The 17,539-nt window shown below is 62.5% G+C and carries 16 protein-coding genes; 10 read left to right on the top strand and 6 right to left on the bottom strand.

Annotation, left to right across the window (positions count from 1 at the left end; translation table 11 throughout):
- Positions 1-39: 39 nt before the first annotated feature.
- A complete protein-coding gene (locus LB524_RS15480) occupies positions 40-516 on the top strand; it encodes a hypothetical protein (protein ID WP_140616230.1) in 477 nt (158 codons plus the stop codon).
- Positions 517-582: 66 nt separating this feature from the next.
- Here the strand turns inward: LB524_RS15480 and LB524_RS15475 are convergent, their stop codons facing one another.
- Positions 583-1,653: a GGDEF domain-containing protein gene (locus tag LB524_RS15475; RefSeq protein WP_015317646.1), complete on the bottom strand. Its 1,071-nt coding sequence runs from the start codon at positions 1,651-1,653 to the stop codon at positions 583-585.
- A gap of 397 nt (positions 1,654-2,050) precedes the next feature.
- On the opposite strand from LB524_RS15475, the gene LB524_RS15470 reads away from it, so the two are divergent.
- The 3 genes from LB524_RS15470 to LB524_RS15460 all read left to right on the top strand — a co-directional run bounded on the left by LB524_RS15470 (position 2,051) and on the right by LB524_RS15460 (position 3,533).
- Positions 2,051-2,467: a GFA family protein gene (locus LB524_RS15470; protein WP_015317647.1), complete on the top strand. Its 417-nt coding sequence runs from the start codon at positions 2,051-2,053 to the stop codon at positions 2,465-2,467.
- A 78-nt stretch (positions 2,468-2,545) separates the two neighbouring features.
- On the top strand, positions 2,546-2,905 hold the full coding sequence (locus tag LB524_RS15465; RefSeq protein WP_015317648.1) for a diacylglycerol kinase: 360 nt from the start codon (positions 2,546-2,548) through the stop codon (positions 2,903-2,905).
- A 40-nt stretch (positions 2,906-2,945) separates the two neighbouring features.
- Positions 2,946-3,533, top strand: coding sequence for a hemerythrin domain-containing protein (locus tag LB524_RS15460; protein ID WP_224527871.1), 588 nt, complete (start codon positions 2,946-2,948; stop codon positions 3,531-3,533).
- A gap of 3 nt (positions 3,534-3,536) precedes the next feature.
- Here LB524_RS15460 and LB524_RS15455 read toward each other — a convergent pair whose 3' ends face one another.
- A complete protein-coding gene (locus LB524_RS15455) occupies positions 3,537-4,124 on the bottom strand; it encodes a DedA family protein (RefSeq protein ID WP_224527867.1) in 588 nt (195 codons plus the stop codon).
- Positions 4,121-4,681, bottom strand: coding sequence for a DUF1003 domain-containing protein (locus LB524_RS15450; protein WP_015317651.1), 561 nt, complete (start codon positions 4,679-4,681; stop codon positions 4,121-4,123). The genes LB524_RS15455 and LB524_RS15450 overlap by 4 nt, the downstream gene beginning before the upstream one ends.
- A gap of 190 nt (positions 4,682-4,871) precedes the next feature.
- Here LB524_RS15450 and LB524_RS15445 point away from each other — a divergent pair, with 190 nt between their 5' ends.
- The 6 genes from LB524_RS15445 (at position 4,872) to LB524_RS15420 (ending at position 12,914) form a co-directional block, all read left to right on the top strand.
- Positions 4,872-5,588: a DNA-3-methyladenine glycosylase I gene (locus LB524_RS15445; RefSeq protein WP_140664293.1), complete on the top strand. Its 717-nt coding sequence runs from the start codon at positions 4,872-4,874 to the stop codon at positions 5,586-5,588.
- 63 nt (positions 5,589-5,651) lie between these two features.
- Positions 5,652-7,328: an NAD+ synthase gene (locus LB524_RS15440; protein ID WP_015317653.1), complete on the top strand. Its 1,677-nt coding sequence runs from the start codon at positions 5,652-5,654 to the stop codon at positions 7,326-7,328.
- A 56-nt stretch (positions 7,329-7,384) separates the two neighbouring features.
- Positions 7,385-7,801, top strand: a complete 417-nt coding sequence (locus tag LB524_RS15435) for a GNAT family N-acetyltransferase (RefSeq protein WP_015317654.1) — start codon at positions 7,385-7,387, stop codon at positions 7,799-7,801.
- A 382-nt stretch (positions 7,802-8,183) separates the two neighbouring features.
- Positions 8,184-9,989: an ABC transporter ATP-binding protein gene (locus tag LB524_RS15430; RefSeq protein ID WP_140664290.1), complete on the top strand. Its 1,806-nt coding sequence runs from the start codon at positions 8,184-8,186 to the stop codon at positions 9,987-9,989.
- Positions 9,990-10,049: 60 nt separating this feature from the next.
- Entirely contained in the window at positions 10,050-11,363 is a 1,314-nt protein-coding gene (locus tag LB524_RS15425) for a hypothetical protein (protein ID WP_224527864.1), read from the top strand.
- A 177-nt stretch (positions 11,364-11,540) separates the two neighbouring features.
- A complete protein-coding gene (locus LB524_RS15420; RefSeq protein WP_015317657.1) occupies positions 11,541-12,914 on the top strand; it encodes a glutamate--tRNA ligase in 1,374 nt (457 codons plus the stop codon).
- On the opposite strand, the gene LB524_RS15415 is transcribed toward LB524_RS15420, so the two are convergent.
- From LB524_RS15415 to LB524_RS15405, 3 genes are all read right to left on the bottom strand, one after another.
- Complete coding sequence (locus LB524_RS15415) at positions 12,832-14,031, bottom strand: DUF2865 domain-containing protein (protein WP_224527862.1); 1,200 nt, start codon at positions 14,029-14,031, stop codon at positions 12,832-12,834. The two genes, LB524_RS15420 and LB524_RS15415, sit on opposite strands and share 83 nt — an antisense overlap.
- 140 nt (positions 14,032-14,171) lie before the next feature.
- Positions 14,172-14,849 carry an outer membrane protein gene (locus LB524_RS15410; RefSeq protein ID WP_224527848.1) on the bottom strand — a complete coding sequence of 226 codons (678 nt, stop codon included), beginning with the start codon at positions 14,847-14,849 and terminating at the stop codon, positions 14,172-14,174.
- 193 nt (positions 14,850-15,042) lie between these two features.
- Positions 15,043-17,367 carry an NADP-dependent malic enzyme gene (locus LB524_RS15405; protein ID WP_224527845.1) on the bottom strand — a complete coding sequence of 775 codons (2,325 nt, stop codon included), beginning with the start codon at positions 17,365-17,367 and terminating at the stop codon, positions 15,043-15,045.
- Positions 17,368-17,539 lie beyond the last annotated feature (172 nt).

The following is a 17,539-nucleotide window of genomic DNA, read 5'->3' as shown; positions in this document are numbered from 1 at the left end:
CTTGCCAAATTGAAGAGCAGCCGCGCAGCCGGGGGCGCCATGGACCTAGCGACCGTCTTTCAGGTCTATTCCTATGGCCTGCCGGCCCGGCCGGACGATATAAAGCGGCTGTGCCAGATCTATCCGGACATTCCCGCCGGCTATTTTGAGATGGTCAAGGAAATGACCAACTTGGTCCTGCTGTGGAACCGCCACGGCGAATTGCGCCTCTGGGGTCCCGAGCAAGTCGTGGTGATGGACCAGGCCTATGGCGTGTCGGCGGCAATCCCCGGGGCGATGCCCTATGGCGACAATGGCGGCGGCGAATTGCTGGTTCATGGCGTGGGACCCGCGGGGCTGGCCACCTATCTGGTCGACACGGGATCCTTGTTTCTCGACGAAGACGCGCCGCTGGTCGCGCCCGACCTGCAAAAATTGCTGCACACCGCACAAGGCGCGGAGCTGATCTTCAAATCGGACCAAATATCCGAAAAAGACATTGGGCCGCCGCGCTTCGAAGAGGGCCAGTATCGCTGATGACGCGAGCCCGCCGAGAGGTCAGGCTGTCAGGAAAGCGCGCCTGAAACCCCATCCCGTCTGTTGTCAGTCTTTCTTGTAGAGCAGCCAGCTTTTGCCGGCGCGCCCTGCCATGGCTGAATGCCTGGTGACGCGGTTGCGCCCGCTGACCTTGGAGCGGTAGAGCGCCCGATCCGCCTTGGTGTAGAGGTCTTCCGGGCCTTCGGCCTCTGATGCCATGCAGATGCCCATCGATACCGTCACGGTGCCGTAATTCATGCCGGTCTGGCTGCTGGTGAACGGCGTCTGCTCGATCAGGGCGCGAATGCGTTCCGCGATCTCGTAGGTTGCGTCCTCGCTGGCGCCCTCGATGATCAGCGCGAACTCCTCGCCGCCGGTTCGGGCGACGAACATGTCGCCGCGGATGCTGGTCTGCAAAATCTCGGCGATGATCTGGATGATCTTGTCGCCGACAGGATGGCCATAGCGGTCATTAATGTCCTTGAACCGGTCGATGTCGACAAGGACAAGGGCATTGAACAGAATACCCTTGTTGCTGTTGTAGATCCTGGTGATTTCCTTGTCGAAAGCGCGACGATTCCAGATCTGGGTCAACGGATCCGTATCGGCCAGCCGCTTGTATTCCTCGAGCTTCGACTTGACGCTCTCAAGCTCCGCCGTCTTGTCGCTGAGCGTCGAGGCGACCTGCCGGCCGTGGTCGATCGTCGAATTGGTTGCGATCGTCATTGCGTTGGCGATCTTTTGCAGAAGATCCTGGGAGAGAAGGCTGCGGTTGCTCAGGCCACTGGATGTCTCGTCGAGGATCCTGCCGTATTTTTCGATATGGCTGCGCTCGCTGCGCAGGAGCGACGCGACCTCCTCAAGCTCCTTGGCGATGACGTCCCGGGCATGCTCGATGATGCCCGGGCCATGATTATGGGCAAAGAAAGCGCGCCCGATCTGATCCAGCTCATCCTGCGTCGGCCGGCTGCTCAGCGACAAGACGGCAAGACCGAGCTCGCGGTTGGTGCCGCTCAGGGCCTCATAGAAGATCTCGTAGTTGCGCGGCAGGCCGAGCACGCCAAGCTGGCGCATGGTGGCCACGACTGTGCTTGCGATCTCAGTGTTTCGTTCGGTCTGGGTGGCCGCCGGCTGCATGGTTGTTCGCTCTTCCCTTGGGAACGCGCCTGAACTTGGCGCATATCCATCATCGCTGACGCGGGGACGCCACCCATTCGAAGCCGACACACGAAAAGGCGCGTCCCCACACGCGACCTTCGATGGAGACCACCATAGATGCAGTAGCGCTAAAGTTTCCTTAATCGGCAGAACTCACGCCTTTTCGCTACATCAGGCTGCATGCGTCCAACCAAACTATCAACCTCCAGGCAGCGCTGATTGGCGGCGTTGCATGCAAATTCGCGTACCGATCTGGCTGAGCGAAGCTGAACTTCGGATTTTCCACAACAACAGATGTCGCAATTGCTTACGCATGACGGCCGCAAAGCTGGAATGCTGGTGCCTTCGTCAGACTACAGTTTAGGGGAGAAACCCAGTGCGGGAGAGTCACCAGGGATCATGCCTGTGCGGAGCGGTCCGCTTCCGGACAAGTGGGGCACTGCGTGGCGTCGTCTACTGCCATTGTTCGCAATGCCGCAAACAGAGCGGGCATTTCTATGCCGCGACCAATGTTGCCGATACCGACATCGTGATCGAAGGCACGGAAAGCATCACCTGGTATGAAGCGTCCGGCTTCGCCAGGCGCGGCTTTTGCAAGACATGCGGGTCGCTGCTGTTCTGGAAGGCAATGGACCAAGACCATATCTCGGTCATGGCGGGATCGTTCGACAAGCCGACAGCGCTCGAGGGCGAATGTCATATCTTCGTCGGCGACAAGGGCGACTATTATTCGATCGACGATGGGCTGCCGCAGTTTGAAAAGTCGACACCGGCCATACCGGTCGCCGAATGAAATTTGGACGATCCGCCTTATTCCATTGATCGGGGCATTGCTTTATCCCGGGCCGGTGATTCCGAGAGGGGCCTTGGCATGCAGCGGCTGATCGATGCTTTTATCAATTCGGTGCGGGCATTTCGCAAGCTTGCGGTTAGCGAGAAGGCTTTCCAGCAGGAACTGATGCTGCTGGTGCTGGCCTTGCCCGCTGGCTGGTTCGTTTCGGTGTCTTGGCGCGGTTACGCGCTGCTGATCGGCGCGGTGCTCCTCTTGATCATGGTCGAAGTGCTGAACACGGGCATCGAGGCGGCGTGCGACGCAATTTCTCGTGAATTCCATATCGATATCCAGCTCGCCAAGGATTGCGGCTCGCTGGCGGTGCTGATTTCTGTGGTGATTGCCGGTGGCGTCTGGGGCATCGCTCTCATCGAGCGCATAACGGGGGTGCCGATCTGAAGCTTTGATGCCTATATGACGGTCACCAAAGGAGACCGTCATGGCAGAGGTCACGAATTCATCGCTTCTCGAACGCCTGGGCCTGCCGGACGACCTGCGCTGGCTGGCCGACAAATATCCCCGCGAAAACTGGCAGGCTCACGCCAACATTCACGGCATGGCCAATATGTGGCTGCAGCGGCACGACATGTTCCGCGAACTCGGCGGCATGCTCACCGGCGGCATTGGCAACTATCGCGAAGGCAGACTGACGGCCCCCGATTTCGCGCGCTGGTTCGCGCCGCGCCTCAACCATTTTCTCGGGCATCTCGACGGCCACCACAATGTCGAGGACTACCAGTATTTCCCGGCCTTCACCAAGGCGGAGCCCCGTCTGAAGCGCGGGTTCGAGATTCTCGATGCCGACCACCACACCATCCATGAAGGATTGGAGCGCAACGCCGAGGCGGCGAACGTCTTCATCCGCACACTTCAGGAGAGTGAGGACAAGCAGCGCTTCGCCGCCGATGCCTATGCCGACGAAAACAACCGTCTGATCGCGATGCTGACCCGGCATCTGGCCGATGAGGAGGACCTGATCATCCCGCTCATCCTCGATCGGGGGGACCAGGCGCTCGGCATCGACTGACGGTCAAAACTCCTTGTCGCGCTCCCGCTTGGCGACATTGCGGGCGACAAGCCAGGCAAGCACGGCCACGGCAAGGCCGATGCCGAGCCCGACGAACAGCCGCTCGTGCTGGATCACCGCCTGGCCGATCAACTGCTCGGCTCCCAATCCGAAGACATAGCCGATCGTGCTGAACAGGACCGCCCAGATGACCGAGGAAATGGCGTTGAGGATGACGAAGCGCGGTGCCGCTATGGTCGAAAGGCCGGCCGCGATGCCGCCGACCAGGCGCATGCCGTAGACATAGCGGTTCGACAGCACGAAGATGTTGGGATGAGTGTTGAGCAGACGGTAGGCGCGGCGAAAGCCGGACCGCCGGCGCAGCCTGACGACATGGCGATTATCGGCGAAACTCCTGCCGAGGATGAAGAAAAAGGTGTCGCCAGCGAAGGCGCCCAGCGCTGCCGCGACAAAGGCATGCCACAGCACGAAAACATGCTGGTGGGCGAAGAAGCCTCCCAGGATCGCGGCACTTTCGCCTTCGGCCACGCAGCCGAGAAAAACCGCCAGCAACCCGTATTGCTCGATGAAATGGTGGATCGCTTCGGTCATGAGGCCGACTGCTGTGACAGTCTTTCGTCGATCCGCTTGACCAGTTCGGCCAGCCGCACGATTTCGTCGCGCATGCCGATGATCTGGCTGTGGCGCAGTTCGTCCAGCTTCTCATGCAGCGCCATGATCTCGATCTCGGCCTTCAGATTGACCTCGTAATCATGGGCGGCATCGATGCGGTCGCGTTCGGTCTGGCGGTTCTGCGCCATCATGATCACCGGCGCCTGCAATGCGGCGACCATCGACAGGACGAGGTTGAGGAAGATGAAGGGGTAGGGGTCGAATGCATCGCGCGACAACAGCCAGACATTGGCTGATGTCCACACGATCAGGAAGGCGATGAAGGTCAGGATGAACGACCAGGAGCCGCCGATGCGGGCGATCGTATCGGCAAGGCGGTCGCCAAAAGTCTGGTGGAAAGCGACGGCCTTGTTGGTGTCCCTGGTGATGGTGGTACGCTCGATGGTGCTTTGCAGCACCCGGTTTTCCAACTGGCTCAGCCCATCCGGCTTCCGCTTCAGCCAACGGTTCGCCAGGTCGTCGATGGTCTTGTTCATGGCCGTCTCCAAGCGCTTTGCTGCGCTAAAGCGCGTCGCGTCGAAGCGGATTGAGGCGACGCGCTTTAGGTTTTTGCTTTTATGCATGTCGTCTTCCCAAAACCGAGGTCACTTTTGGGCGACATGCATTAGAGGTAGAGGCTGCCGGCCCGGGCGGGAAGTGCTAGATTGAGGCGAACCGAGGGGACCGATGGCCGACTTCAAGAAAATTCGCGCTCGCGCGGCAAATCGCAAGGGCGGTGAGGCGGAACTGACCTCGCTGTTGGGTCCGATACCCGACAATGCCGCCGTCGCCGACATTGCCGACGCCCGCATCCTTTCGACCATGGCCGAGCGCGTCTTTGCCGCCGGTTTCGTCTGGCGCGTCATCGAGCAGAAATGGCCCGGTTTCGAGGAAGCGTTCCTGCGCTTCGAGCCGAAGCGGCTTTTGTTCCAGCCCGACGATTTCTGGCACGATCTGGCCTCGGACCAGCGCATCGTGCGCAATCCGCAGAAGATCAGGTCCGTTCGCGACAACGCCGCCTTCGTCGAGCGCGTGTCCCGGGAACATGGCGGCTTCGGCAATTTTCTCGCCGAATGGCCCGCCGATGACCAGGTCGGGCTGATGGCCTATCTCGGCAAGCATGGCAGCCGGCTCGGCGGCAACACCGGCCAGTATTTTTTGCGCTGGCTGGGCTGGGATGCTTTCGTCATTTCGGCCGATATGGCGGCAGCCCTTCGCGACGCGGGCCTCGACATCGCGGACAACCCGACATCGAAGAAGGACCTCGACAAGATCCAGGTCCAGATCAACCGATGGGCCGACGAGACAGGGCTGCCGCGCCGGCATCTCTCGCGCATCCTGGCCATGTCGATCGGCGAAAACCACTCTCCGCAATCGCTGCGCGAGTATATGGGCGACGATTGACGGGCTGAATTGGTCCAAACGAACGCCATTGCGAGGTGAATTCCGCCGCGCTAAGTCAGCAGCATGACCAAGAAGCTCGACATACTGCGTATCGCCATCGCCCAGCTCAACCCGACTGTCGGCGACGTCGCCGGCAACCTCGCCAAGGCGCGCGAGGCGAGGGCGGATGCCGCCCGCCAGGGCGCCGATCTCGTGCTCTATACCGAGCTTTTCCTCGCCGGCTATCCGCCGGAGGATCTGGTGCTCAAGCCGGCCTTCCTCAAGGCATGCGAGCGGGCAGCACAGGATTTTGCCGCGGACACCGCCGATGGCGGTCCCGGCGTCATCATCGGCACGCCGCTGAAGCGCAAGAGCGGCACGCATAATTCCATCGTCTTCGCCGATGGGGGCAAGATCATCGCCGAACGCTACAAGCTCGACCTGCCCAATTACGGCGAATTCGACGAGAAGCGCGTCTTCCAGGCCGGGCCCGAGATCCAGGGACCGGTCAACTTCCGCGGCGTGCGCATCGGCATACCGATCTGCGAGGACATCTGGGGCGACGTCGCGGTCTGCGAGACGCTGGCCGAAAGCGGCGCGGAAATCCTGCTGGTGCCGAACGGGTCGCCCTATTATCGCGCCAAGATCGACGTTCGCCACCAGGTCGTGATCAAGCAAGTCATCGAATGCGGCCTGCCGATGATCTATGCCAACCAGCTCGGCGGCCAGGACGAGCTGATCTTCGACGGCGCCTCCTTCGCCATCGGGGCGGACAAGACGCTCGCCTTCCAGATGAGTCAGTTCGAGGATGCGGTCGACGTCACCACCTGGAAACGTACCGATGATGGCTGGGTCTGTTCGGAAGGACCGATGTCGAAAATCCCGGACAAGGAGGAGGCCGACTACCGCGCCTGCATGCTCGGCCTGCGCGATTACGTCAACAAGAACGGCTTCAAGAATGTGGTGCTTGGCCTTTCCGGCGGCATCGATTCCGCGATCTGTGCCGCATTGGCCGTCGATGCGCTGGGCGAGGAACGGCTGCGTGCCGTCATGATGCCTTATCGCTACACTTCGAAGGATTCCCTCAAGGACGCCGAGGACTGCGCCCGCGCCCTCGGCTGCCGCTATGACATCGTGCCGATCTTCGAGCCCGTCGAAGGCTTTTTGCATGCGCTGACGCAATTGTTCGAAGGCACTAAGGAAGGCATCACCGAGGAGAATTTGCAGAGCCGCGCGCGCGGCACCATCCTGATGGCGATCTCCAACAAATTCGGCTCGATGGTCGTCACTACGGGCAACAAGAGCGAGATGTCGGTCGGCTACGCCACGCTCTACGGCGACATGAATGGCGGCTTCAATCCGATCAAGGACCTTTACAAGATGCAGGTCTACGCGCTCTCGCGCTGGCGCAACAGCCATGTGCCGCCGGGTGCGCTCGGGCCTTCGGGCGAGGTGATCCCGAAGAACATCATCGACAAGGCGCCATCGGCCGAATTGCGCGAGAACCAGACCGACCAGGATTCGCTGCCGCCCTATCCGGTGCTGGACGACATCCTCGAATGCCTGGTCGAGAACGAGATGGGCGTCGACGACATCGTCTCGCGCGGCCATGACCGGGCGACGGTGGCGCGCATCGAACATCTGCTCTACATCGCCGAGTACAAGCGCAGGCAGGCGGCACCGGGTGTGAAGATCACCAGGAAGAATTTTGGCCGCGACCGCCGCTATCCCATCACCAATCGTTTCAGGGATCGTGGCTGAAGCGCAGTTCGTCTGCTGGGCGAAAATACGCGGCATGGCGGGATAGGGATACCAGCATGCCTGACTGTGAAATCAGCTTCGACCTCTCACGGATCGACTTTCGTGCGACCTCCGACCTGTTGATGGAAAGCTACTGGGGAGCTGGACGCAGCGACGAGTTCCATCGCCGGGCCTTTGCCAACTCGTTCTGCGCCGCCGCCTACATCGCTGGCAAACAGGTCGGTTTCGGCAGGGCGATCACCGACCGCACGGTATTCGCCTATCTCGCGGATATCATCGTCTGGCCCGTGCATCGCGGGCAGGGCGTCGGCTTGCGGCTGGTGCGGGCACTCATCGACCATCCTGAACTCAGCACCGTCTCGCATTGGAGCCTGTCGACCAGCGACGCGCATGGGGTCTATGAAAAGCTGGGTTTCAAGGCATCGATGGATGGGCGATACATGCGCCTCGATCGTGCGCCGCATGCCGGGTGAACGACGTGCGACGGCGATAGGCAGGGATAGCGACTGTTGCAAAATCGCCTCATCGGCTGGGCCAGAGATGCTTTTGGCCATGGCTTGCCTTGGCGCGCAATCGAAGCACCCCTATAAGAGCCTTTCCGCGATTCCCTTCAGGGAGGACCGAATGCTAGGATTTGACATCGTTATGCGAGGCCGCGAGGCCTAGGTCTGCGCCGGTGTTCCGAAGTATCGGAACCATACCGGGCGTAGAAAAGGCATTTGCCGCTGCCGGTCGCCGCCCATGGGCAGGCGACCAACGCCGAACCTCCGCATTCATGGGCAATTCGCCCCGGCGCGGTTTTTCAACCTTCGACCTTTATTTGGGATCGGGCTCGTTTTGCGTCCGAATGACATCATGGCTCGTTTCAAGATCGATTTGCGCGCGAGCGCCTTTCGCAGCGTTCTTGGCTTCACACTTACCCATTGGCGGCGTCAGCCTTGGCGGCTCTCGCTCATCATTGGCGGTTTCCTGCTGTCGACGCTGGCCGACGTGCTGACGCCGCTCTACTCCGGTCGGCTGGTCGATGCTGTCGCCAGCAGCGCCGGAGCGGATGCCATTGCCTGGAACGCCGCGATGACGGCATTTTTCTTCTTGATGGCGCTGGCGCTGACTGGCGTCGTGTTGCGCAATCTTGCCTTCATGGGCATCGTGGAGCTGACACTCAAGATGATGGCCGACATCGCGGCCGACGCCTTCCATCGCGTTCAGCGCTTTTCGACCGACTGGCATGCCAACTCGTTTGCCGGCTCGACGGTGCGCAAGGTGACGCGCGGCATGTGGGCGCTCGACCTGCTCAACGACACGATCCTGATCGCGCTGCTGCCGTCGGTGGTCATGCTCGCCGGCTCGACGCTGCTGCTCGGCTGGTTCTGGCCGCTGATGGGCGTGGTCGTCGCGGCCGGCTCCCTGCTGTTCATCACGGTGACGGCCATGTTGTCGCTGGGCTATGTCGCGCCCGCGGCAAGGCTTGCGAACACCTGGGACACGCGCCTCGGCGGCTCGCTGGCCGACGCGGTCAGCTGCAATGCCGTGGTCAAGGGCTTTGGCGCCGAGGCGCGCGAAGAGCGCCGCCTCGCCAGGGTGGTCGCCAAATGGCGCGACCGCACGCGGCGCACCTGGGTGCGCGGCACCATCAACGGCACCACGCAAGGGGCGCTGCTGCTGGTCATGCGGGCCGCCGTAATCGGCCTGGCGCTGATGCTGTGGTCGTGGGGGCAGGCGAGCGCCGGCGATGTCGCTTTCGTGCTGACCTCGTTCTTCGTGCTGCAAGGCTATTTGCGCGATATCGGCACGCATATCCGCAATCTGCAGCGTTCGATCAACGACATGGAGGAACTGGTCGATTTCCAGTCCGAACCGCTCGGCATCGAAGACAGGCCCGGCGCCGAACCGATTGCCATCACGCAGGGCCACATCGCCTTCGACAAGGTCACCTTTCACTACGGCAATCACCGGTCGCCGCTCTACCGTGACTTTTCGGTGGATATCGCGCCGGGCGAGCGTGTCGGGCTCGTCGGTCACTCGGGTTCGGGCAAGACCACATTCGTCAAGCTCATCCAGCGGCTCTATGACGTTAATGCGGGAAAGATCGTGATCGATGGCCAGGATATCTCACAGGTCGCCCAGTCGTCGCTGCGCGCCCAGATCGCCATCGTTCAGCAGGAACCGATCCTGTTCCACCGGTCGCTGGCCGAAAACATCGCCTATGCCAGGCCAAGCGCGACGCAGGGGGAGATCGAGCATGCCGCCAGGCTGGCGAGCGCGCATGACTTCATCACCAGCCTGCCGAAGGGCTATGGGACGCTGGTCGGCGAACGTGGCGTGAAACTGTCGGGCGGCGAGCGCCAACGCGTGGCGATCGCCCGCGCTTTCCTGGCCGATGCGCGCATCCTGATCCTGGACGAGGCGACGTCGAGCCTCGATTCGGAATCGGAGGTGCTCATCCAGCAGGCGATGGAACGGCTGATGGTCGGCCGCACGACACTGGTCATCGCGCATCGGCTTTCGACGGTGCGGGCGCTCGACAGACTGCTGGTCTTCGATCGCGGCAAGATCGTCGAGGAAGGCTCGCATGACGAGTTGATCCGGCTGAAGGGCGGCATCTACCGCCGCCTGTTCGAGCGCCAGGCGCTGGAACTTACCAAGGGCCTCGTGATGTGATCCGAGGTGGCCTCCGGCTGCCGGGGGCCACCTCTATCGGTTGCCATAAGCCGGCGAGCCATGTGGCGCTCGCAATCGCAGCGCGAAGCCAAAGTCCCGAGTGCGGGACGTCTGTTTACGTTACCGGCCGAGATTCGTTGTTTCCACTTTTGGTTGCTGTACTCTGTAAAAGCAACCTGTTCGGTGTTTACGATGCATCTCGTTTCCGCAAATGCCGGCGCGCAAAAGGTGACGGCCCCGTCGGTGCTGGACTCCCAGCACGGCTCGGTTCGGCCACTCGCCGCCGAAGATCTCGAGCGCGTCGCGGCACTCTTCCTGACGAAGTTTCGCCGCCGCCGCCGTCACCTCCTCGATCGCGCTATCGAGGAGACGGCCGAATACATGAGAAAGATCTATCTTGACCCCGCCGGCCTGTCCGGTGCGAGCAGCGCTCTTGTCCAGATCAACCGGCAGGGCGATCTGGGCGGGTTCCTCGGCGTCCTGAAAGCCCGTTACGAGTTCAACGGCGCTGGATTGAATGCGGCGATCATCGGTCCGTTCATGGCCGACACCGGCGCCGACGATGGCTCGGCAGGACCGCAATTGCTGCGCGCCTTGCACCAAGGCGAATTCGATCTGCAACTGACGGATTCGGCCAACCGGGTCTCCCTGGCCTTCGCGCGACCGATGAAATACCAGCTCCTGCCGGTCCACTGCCTGGGATGGACCTGCATCTTGCGGCCAGCCGCGATGGCCGCCGCCGCGCTGCACCGTAAATGGCCCGGCCTGCCTCGCTTGGCACTCGATCCCTGCGCGAGAGCATTCGACGCTGTCGCGAAGCGAAGGTTCGGATCGCCTTTCCAGCCTTCATCGTCGCATCGGGTCCATGCCGAGCCGATCAATGCCGCGCAGTTTGCCGAGCGGCTGCCGACCTTTCTCTCCGATTACGCTCTTCGGCCGAGTTGGAAGGACGGCGAACTGCCGCGGCTGCTCGCGCTGGCGGCCGAGAAGCGGGCCGACGGACCACTTCATTTCGGCGGGACTTACGATGAGACAGGCAAAATGCTCGGTTGCTATGCCTTTTACGGCCGGGTCGGAGACATGGCGGTCCTGCTGCAAATCCAGGCTTCCGGACACCACTGGGGCGCGACGCTGGACGGCCTCGTCGCGGCAGCGCGGGATATGGGCTGCGCAGGCATCACCGGGCAGACCCAGGGCAAGTTCATGCCTCACCTTTTCGGCTACAGGAATGTCTTCTTCCGCTATGCTGGCGGGACGATGGTTCGCTCGCGAATCGCCGAGGTCACGCAAGCGGTCCGTTCCGGCGACATCGCTATCGGCGGCTTGATGGGCGACCGCTGGACCCGCCTGAGTTCAGACGACTTCGGCCGCTGATCGTCCTCAACCGTCTATTCGTCGGCTCCGCCGGCTGCTTGCCCTCTCACGGCGGGGTCTTGCGCCAGCTGAGGCGTGCCGGCCCGGTCTTTTCATTCCAGCCGCCATGTTCTATGTCTGCGGCACGGCGCGGGGGCGCATCTTGTCAATCATAAAGGCATCCGGTACGCCCCGCTCATGACAGTTACCGTTCGTTTCGCCCCGTCACCGACCGGCCGCATCCATATCGGCAATGCGCGCACCGCTCTGTTCAACTGGCTGTTTGCCCTCAACAACAAGGGCCGCTTCATCCAGCGCTTCGACGACACCGACATCGCCCGCTCGAAGCAGGAATTCGCCGACGCCATCCTTTACGACCTGCACTGGCTGGGCATTTTCCCGGATGCCACCGAGTATCAGTCGCGGCGCTTCGAAATCTATGACGCGGCGGTGGAGCGGCTGAAGGCGGCGGGCGTTCTTTACGCCTGCTACGAAACGCCGGAAGAACTCGATCTCAGGCGCAAGGTGCGCCGCACGCGGGGCCTGCCGCCGGTCTATGGCCGCGAGGCATTGGCGCTGACGACAGAGCAGGTGGCCGAATATCAGGCCGATGGACGCCGGCCCCACTGGCGTTTCCTGCTGCCCAATTTCTCCGGCGATCCGCTGCAGCCGGAGCGCACCGAGATCCGCTGGGACGATTTGGTGCGTGGCGAGGAGATGGTGGATCTGGCCTCGCTGTCCGATCCGGTGCTGGTGCGTGAGGACGGCACCTATCTCTACACGCTGCCCTCCGTCGTCGACGACATGGAGATGGGTGTCAGCCATGTCATCCGCGGCGACGATCATGTCACGAATACCGGCGTGCAAATCGCCCTGTTCAAGGCGCTGGGTGCCGAGCCGCCCGTCTTCGGCCACCACAATCTCCTGACCACCGTCTCGGGCGAGGGGCTGTCGAAGCGCACCGGCGCACTTTCCATCGAGAGCCTGCGTGAAGACGGCATCGAGCCGATGGCCGTCGCTTCGCTGGCCGTACTGGTCGGCACGTCGGAGAATGTCGCGGCCGCGCATGACCTGACCGAACTCGCCGGCCATTTCGACCCGGCCGCGACCTCGAAATCGTCCTCCAAGTTCGATCCGGCCGAATTGTTCGTGCTCAACCGGGTGCTGCTGCATCACATGCCGTTCGACGAGGCGCGGGACCGGCTGATGGTGCTGGGCATTTCCGGCGAACAGGCCGAACCATTCTGGCTGGCGGTGCGCGGCAATCTCGACCGACTAGCCGATGCGGTTGCCTGGTGGCGCGTCCTGCGCGAAGGGCCGCGGGAGAAGCCCGACTTTTCCGACGACGACCGCGATTTTCTGCACCAGGCGCTCGATCTCCTGCCTGAGGAGCCGTGGAACGGGACGGTCTGGAAGGATTGGACCGGCAAGATCAGGGAAGCGACCGGCCGCAAGGGCAAGGCGCTGTTCATGCCGCTCAGGCTTGCCCTTACTGGACTGCCTTCGGGGCCGGAGCTTGCAGATCTATTGCCCCTGATGGGTCGGGAAGGAACGTTGGCCCGACGACCCTGACCTTGCGCTGGTCCGGAGGCACGGCAGAAACCGGCGATGTCACAGGCTTGGCCGAGAGGCGCTTGATGGCCTCACGGTCGAGCCCGCCGTCCCTGTTGGCCAGGGTCTCCGGGTCGGCACCCGGATCGGGCTTTAAGGCCGGCACCGGAACGAGCGGTGCCGCTTCCGGTTCGGGCTGTGACTGTTGGGGGCTTGGCGAGTTGCCGCCAATGATCTGGAAATTCTGCGCGGCGTTGCAGCCGCACGCGGGCGGCCGCGACATGTCGGGCTGCTTGTAGAGATAGGCGGTCGGCAATTCGCCGTAGGGCCTGCCGGTGACCGATGACATCATCGATGCCGAATCATCGTCCATGCCGCGCGAATAGAAGACCTGCATCTCGGTCCCGGGGCAGGCCGATTCGCAATTCTTCTGGTCGCGCTCGAAATCGCCGGCCGAGGCGGCGTTCGACATGGGGAAGAAATAGCCGTCGCAAGTGCGCACGCAACTGGTGTGGAACTCGCCGCCGCTGCTCGCAACGTCCGGACTGCCGGGCTGGTTCAGGACGCGGCCGACATCGCGTTCCTCCCCGGAATCGTCAGGCTGGTCCAATGTATCGATCTGGCGGTCGTCGCCGCCGAAAAGCTGGTCGAAGAGATTGGCATTGCCTCCATCTTCACGATTCGCTTCCAGCGGAGGCTCGCGGCGGGAGGACACCGCATCGTCACGGCAGTCATTGGCATCGAGCGCCGCCAGGATACGGCCCCGGTCGCGGCGTGAACTGCCGCCGGCGAGTTGGGCGCGCTTGGCCTGCAGACTGTCGAGATTGGCGCTCATGCGCTCGATGGTGGCGTTGAGCCCGGCACACCGGTTGATGTTGCGGGAAAATAGTGAAAACCCGCAACCGGCATTGTCCGCCTGGCTGCGGGCCTTGGAGATCTGTTCGCGCTGCCGGTCGATGGCCGCATCGTATTTGCGGATCATTGCCGGACCGCCGCCGCCACGCGAAGCCGCGGCGAGCTCGGCCTCCAGTTGACGGCAGACCCGCGAAGCGGCCCGCGGCTCGCTGACCACCGTGCCGGACAGCAGAAGGCCAAGCAGCACGGCAGCATGCGCCTGCTTCAAACCTCCGCTCGCCATCCGCCTCGATCCCGCTTGCCTGTGGTCGCCAAGGCTACCCCGTTCGCGGTTAATCGTCCATTTCGGAAGTTGCTTAGTTGCCGGCTGAAAGCCGCGCGCATTCTATGTGCCAATCAGTCCGGCAATGGCAGGGTGGGCCGTCAGAACTTGTAGTTCATCCCGATCCTGACCGTACTGAACGTGTTGTCGAAAGTCGTATTGGAGTTGGGCGCGTAATTGATCGTCTGATCCCGCAGGTCGACATATTGGTATTCGGCATTTGCCGACCAATGATCGGTGATTGCCTGCTCCAGCCCGGCGCCAATCGTCCAGCCAGTTTTGGTGTTCTTTTCGGAATAGCTGTCGGCGGGGCCATCGAGATACCGGTTCTCGACACCTCCGATAGCGAGGCCGCCGGTCCCGTAGACAAGGGTGCTGCCGAACGCATAGCCTGCCCTGGCGCTGATCGATCCGAACCAATCCACCTTGGTGTCGTAGACATCGCCTCCGCCGACATTGACCTCGTCGGAATGCCCCTTGATATCGGCGCCCGAAATATCGGCCTCGATCCCCAGAACCGCGGAATTGACCTGGTAATTGTAGCCGATCTGGACACCGCCCAGAAAGCCGTCGATGTCGTAGTCCTGCGTGCCCCGGATCGCTGGCGTATTTGGCAGGTTGTAGGTCGCGTCGGTTTTGCCGAAACCATAGCCGAGATGCCCGCCGACATAGACGCCGGACCAGTCATGCGCGGCCGGGCCCAGCCCGACGGCGTCGGCGGCGAACGCCTGTCCGCCAATCACAGTCAGCATTGCCGAAGCGAGCAACAGGGCTCTCATGACATTTTCACCGCCCGATCAGACGGTGTGACCATATCAAATTGACCCGGTCCGAGAAATCCGCATTCGTCCGATGCCGGATTACTCGGTTAAGAGTTGTCGGTTCGCAACATTCGATCCCGCCAATGCGGTCCGTGGCGCGTCGCCACCACACCTCAATCGGGGCCGGATCAATCCGATCGCGACCGCCGGTTCAGTCCAGATTGGCGATCGCCTGGGCCTTATGCGCGGCTTCGACCACCGCCAGCGCCGTCATGTTGACCACACCGCGCGAGGTCACCGAGGGAGTCAATATGTGCGCCGGCTTGTCGGTGCCGAGCAGGATGGGGCCGACATGCAAGGCATCCATCATGGCCCGCAGCGCCGTCAGCGTGATGTTGGCCGAATCGAGGTTCGGGAACACCAGGAGATTGGCTTCGCCCTTCAGGCGCGAATGCGGATAGACGCGCTGGCGCAGATGCTCCGACAAAGCGGAATCGGCGTGCATTTCGCCGTCGCACTGCAGCTCCGGCGCGATGCGCGCCAGAATCGCCGCGGCCTGACGCATCTTCAGCGCGCTCGGCGAATCGCGCGAGCCGAAATCCGAATGCGACAAGAGCGCCGCCTTCGGCTCGATGCCGAAACGCTGGATTTCTTCCGCCGCCAGCACGGTCATCTCGACGATCTCGTCGGCCGTCGGGTCGACGGAGACGTGGGTGTCGGTGAGGAAGATGATGCCGCGTTGCGAGATCAGCATGGATAGCGTCGACAGGTCTCGGTCCTTGATGCCGGTGCGCGGCCCAATGATCAGCGTCACATTGCGCAGATGCCGCTCGAAACGGCCTTCGAGGCCGCAGACCATGGCGTCGGCATCGCCGCGCTTCAGCGCAAGTGCGGCGATCACCGTGTTGTCGGTGCGCACCATGGTGCGTGCGGCCTCCGTCGTCACGCCGCGGCGGCCGGCGAGTTCGATCAGGAGGTCGACATAGTGGCGGTAGCGCGGATCGTCCTCCGGGTTGATCAGGCCGAAATCGACCCCGGGCTTGATACGCAGGCCATAGCGCTTCAGCCTGACCTCGATGACGTGCGGGCGGCCGATCAGGATCGGCTCCGCGATGCCTTCCTCAAGCACAACCTGGGCGGCACGCAGTACGCGCTCGTCCTCGCCGTCGGCGTAGATGACGCGCTTGGCGCTGGAGGCCTTGGCGGAAGAGAACACCGGCTTCATCACCAGGCCGGAGCGGAAGACGAAGCGGTTGAGCTTGTCGATATAGGCGGCGAAGTCGGTGATCGGCCGTGTTGCCACACCGGTGTCGCAGGCTGCCTTGGCCACCGCCGGCGCAATGCGCAGGATGAGGCGCGGATCGAAGGGCGAGGGGATCAGGAATTCGGGTCCGAAGACCGGCGTCTCGCTGGAATAGGCGCGCGCGGCGACATCGGAAGGCTCTTCGCGGGCAAGGGCGGCGATGGCCCGCACCGCCGCCATCTTCATCTCCTCGTTGATGGCGCTGGCGCCGCAGTCGAGCGCACCCCTGAAGATGTAGGGGAAGCAAAGCACATTGTTGACCTGATTGGGAAAATCGGACCGTCCGGTGCAGATCATAGCGTCCGGACGGGCCGCGCGCGCCACTTCCGGCATGATCTCCGGATTGGGATTGGCCAGCGCCAGGATCAGCGGCTTCGGTGCCATGTGTTGCAGCAGTTCCGGCTTCAGCACGCCGGCGGCTGAGAGACCGAGGAAAACATCGGCGCCCGGGATGACATCGGCCAGCGTGCGCGCGTCGGTGTCCTTCACATAAGGGTCTTTCCAACGATCCATCTCATCGACACGGCCCTTGTAAGCGACGCCGAACCGGTCGGTGACCCAGATGTTTTCGACGCGCACGCCGAGGGAAACGAGAAGATTGAGACAGGCTAGTGCGGCAGCACCCGCGCCGGAGGTGACGACCTTGATGTCCGAAATGGTCTTGCCGGCGAATTCCAGCCCGTTGAGCACGGCAGCGGCAACGATGATGGCGGTCCCGTGCTGATCGTCATGGAACACCGGTATGCTCATGCGAGCCTTCAGGCGTTCCTCGACCTCGAAACACTCCGGCGCCTTGATGTCCTCGAGGTTGATGCCGCCGAAGGTCGGCTCCAGAGCGGCAACGGTTTCGACCATGCGCTCGATTTCCGGCGCGTCGATCTCGATGTCGAAGACGTCGATGCCGGCGAACTTCTTGAACAGGACCGCCTTGCCCTCCATCACCGGCTTGGAGGCGAGGGGCCCGATATTGCCGAGGCCGAGCACGGCCGAGCCGTTCGATACGACACCGACGAGGTTGGCGCGCGCCGTGTAGTCGGCGGCGGTTGCCGGATTGTCGCGGATCTCAAGACAAGGCGCCGCCACGCCGGGCGAATAAGCGAGCGCCAGGTCGCGCTGGTTGCCGAGCGGCTTGGTCGCCTGGATCTCGAGCTTTCCCGGCGTCGGGTGCTTGTGGAAATAGAGCGCGGCTTCGTCGAGGTCCGAACGTGCCGTTTTCTTGTTCTCGCCTTCCATGCGGCCGCTCCTCGAAACCTGCTTCGGGAGTCCTTTTAGCATGAGGCCAAGGTTTTTCGCGACGCTAATTGACGCGCCGGCATCTTTAAGCGCCAGCGCATCGAAAATCTCTAGATGTCAGACACTTACGGCTGTTACATGCCGGATGTTTCGCGCCGCTTTGCCGACATTT

The organism is Mesorhizobium sp. ESP6-5, assembly GCF_020164695.1.
GTDB classification, from domain to species: domain Bacteria; phylum Pseudomonadota; class Alphaproteobacteria; order Rhizobiales; family Rhizobiaceae; genus Mesorhizobium; species Mesorhizobium australicum.
The sequence above is the reverse complement of the archived record's forward strand: the minus strand, read 5'-3'. Positions and strand labels throughout refer to the sequence as shown.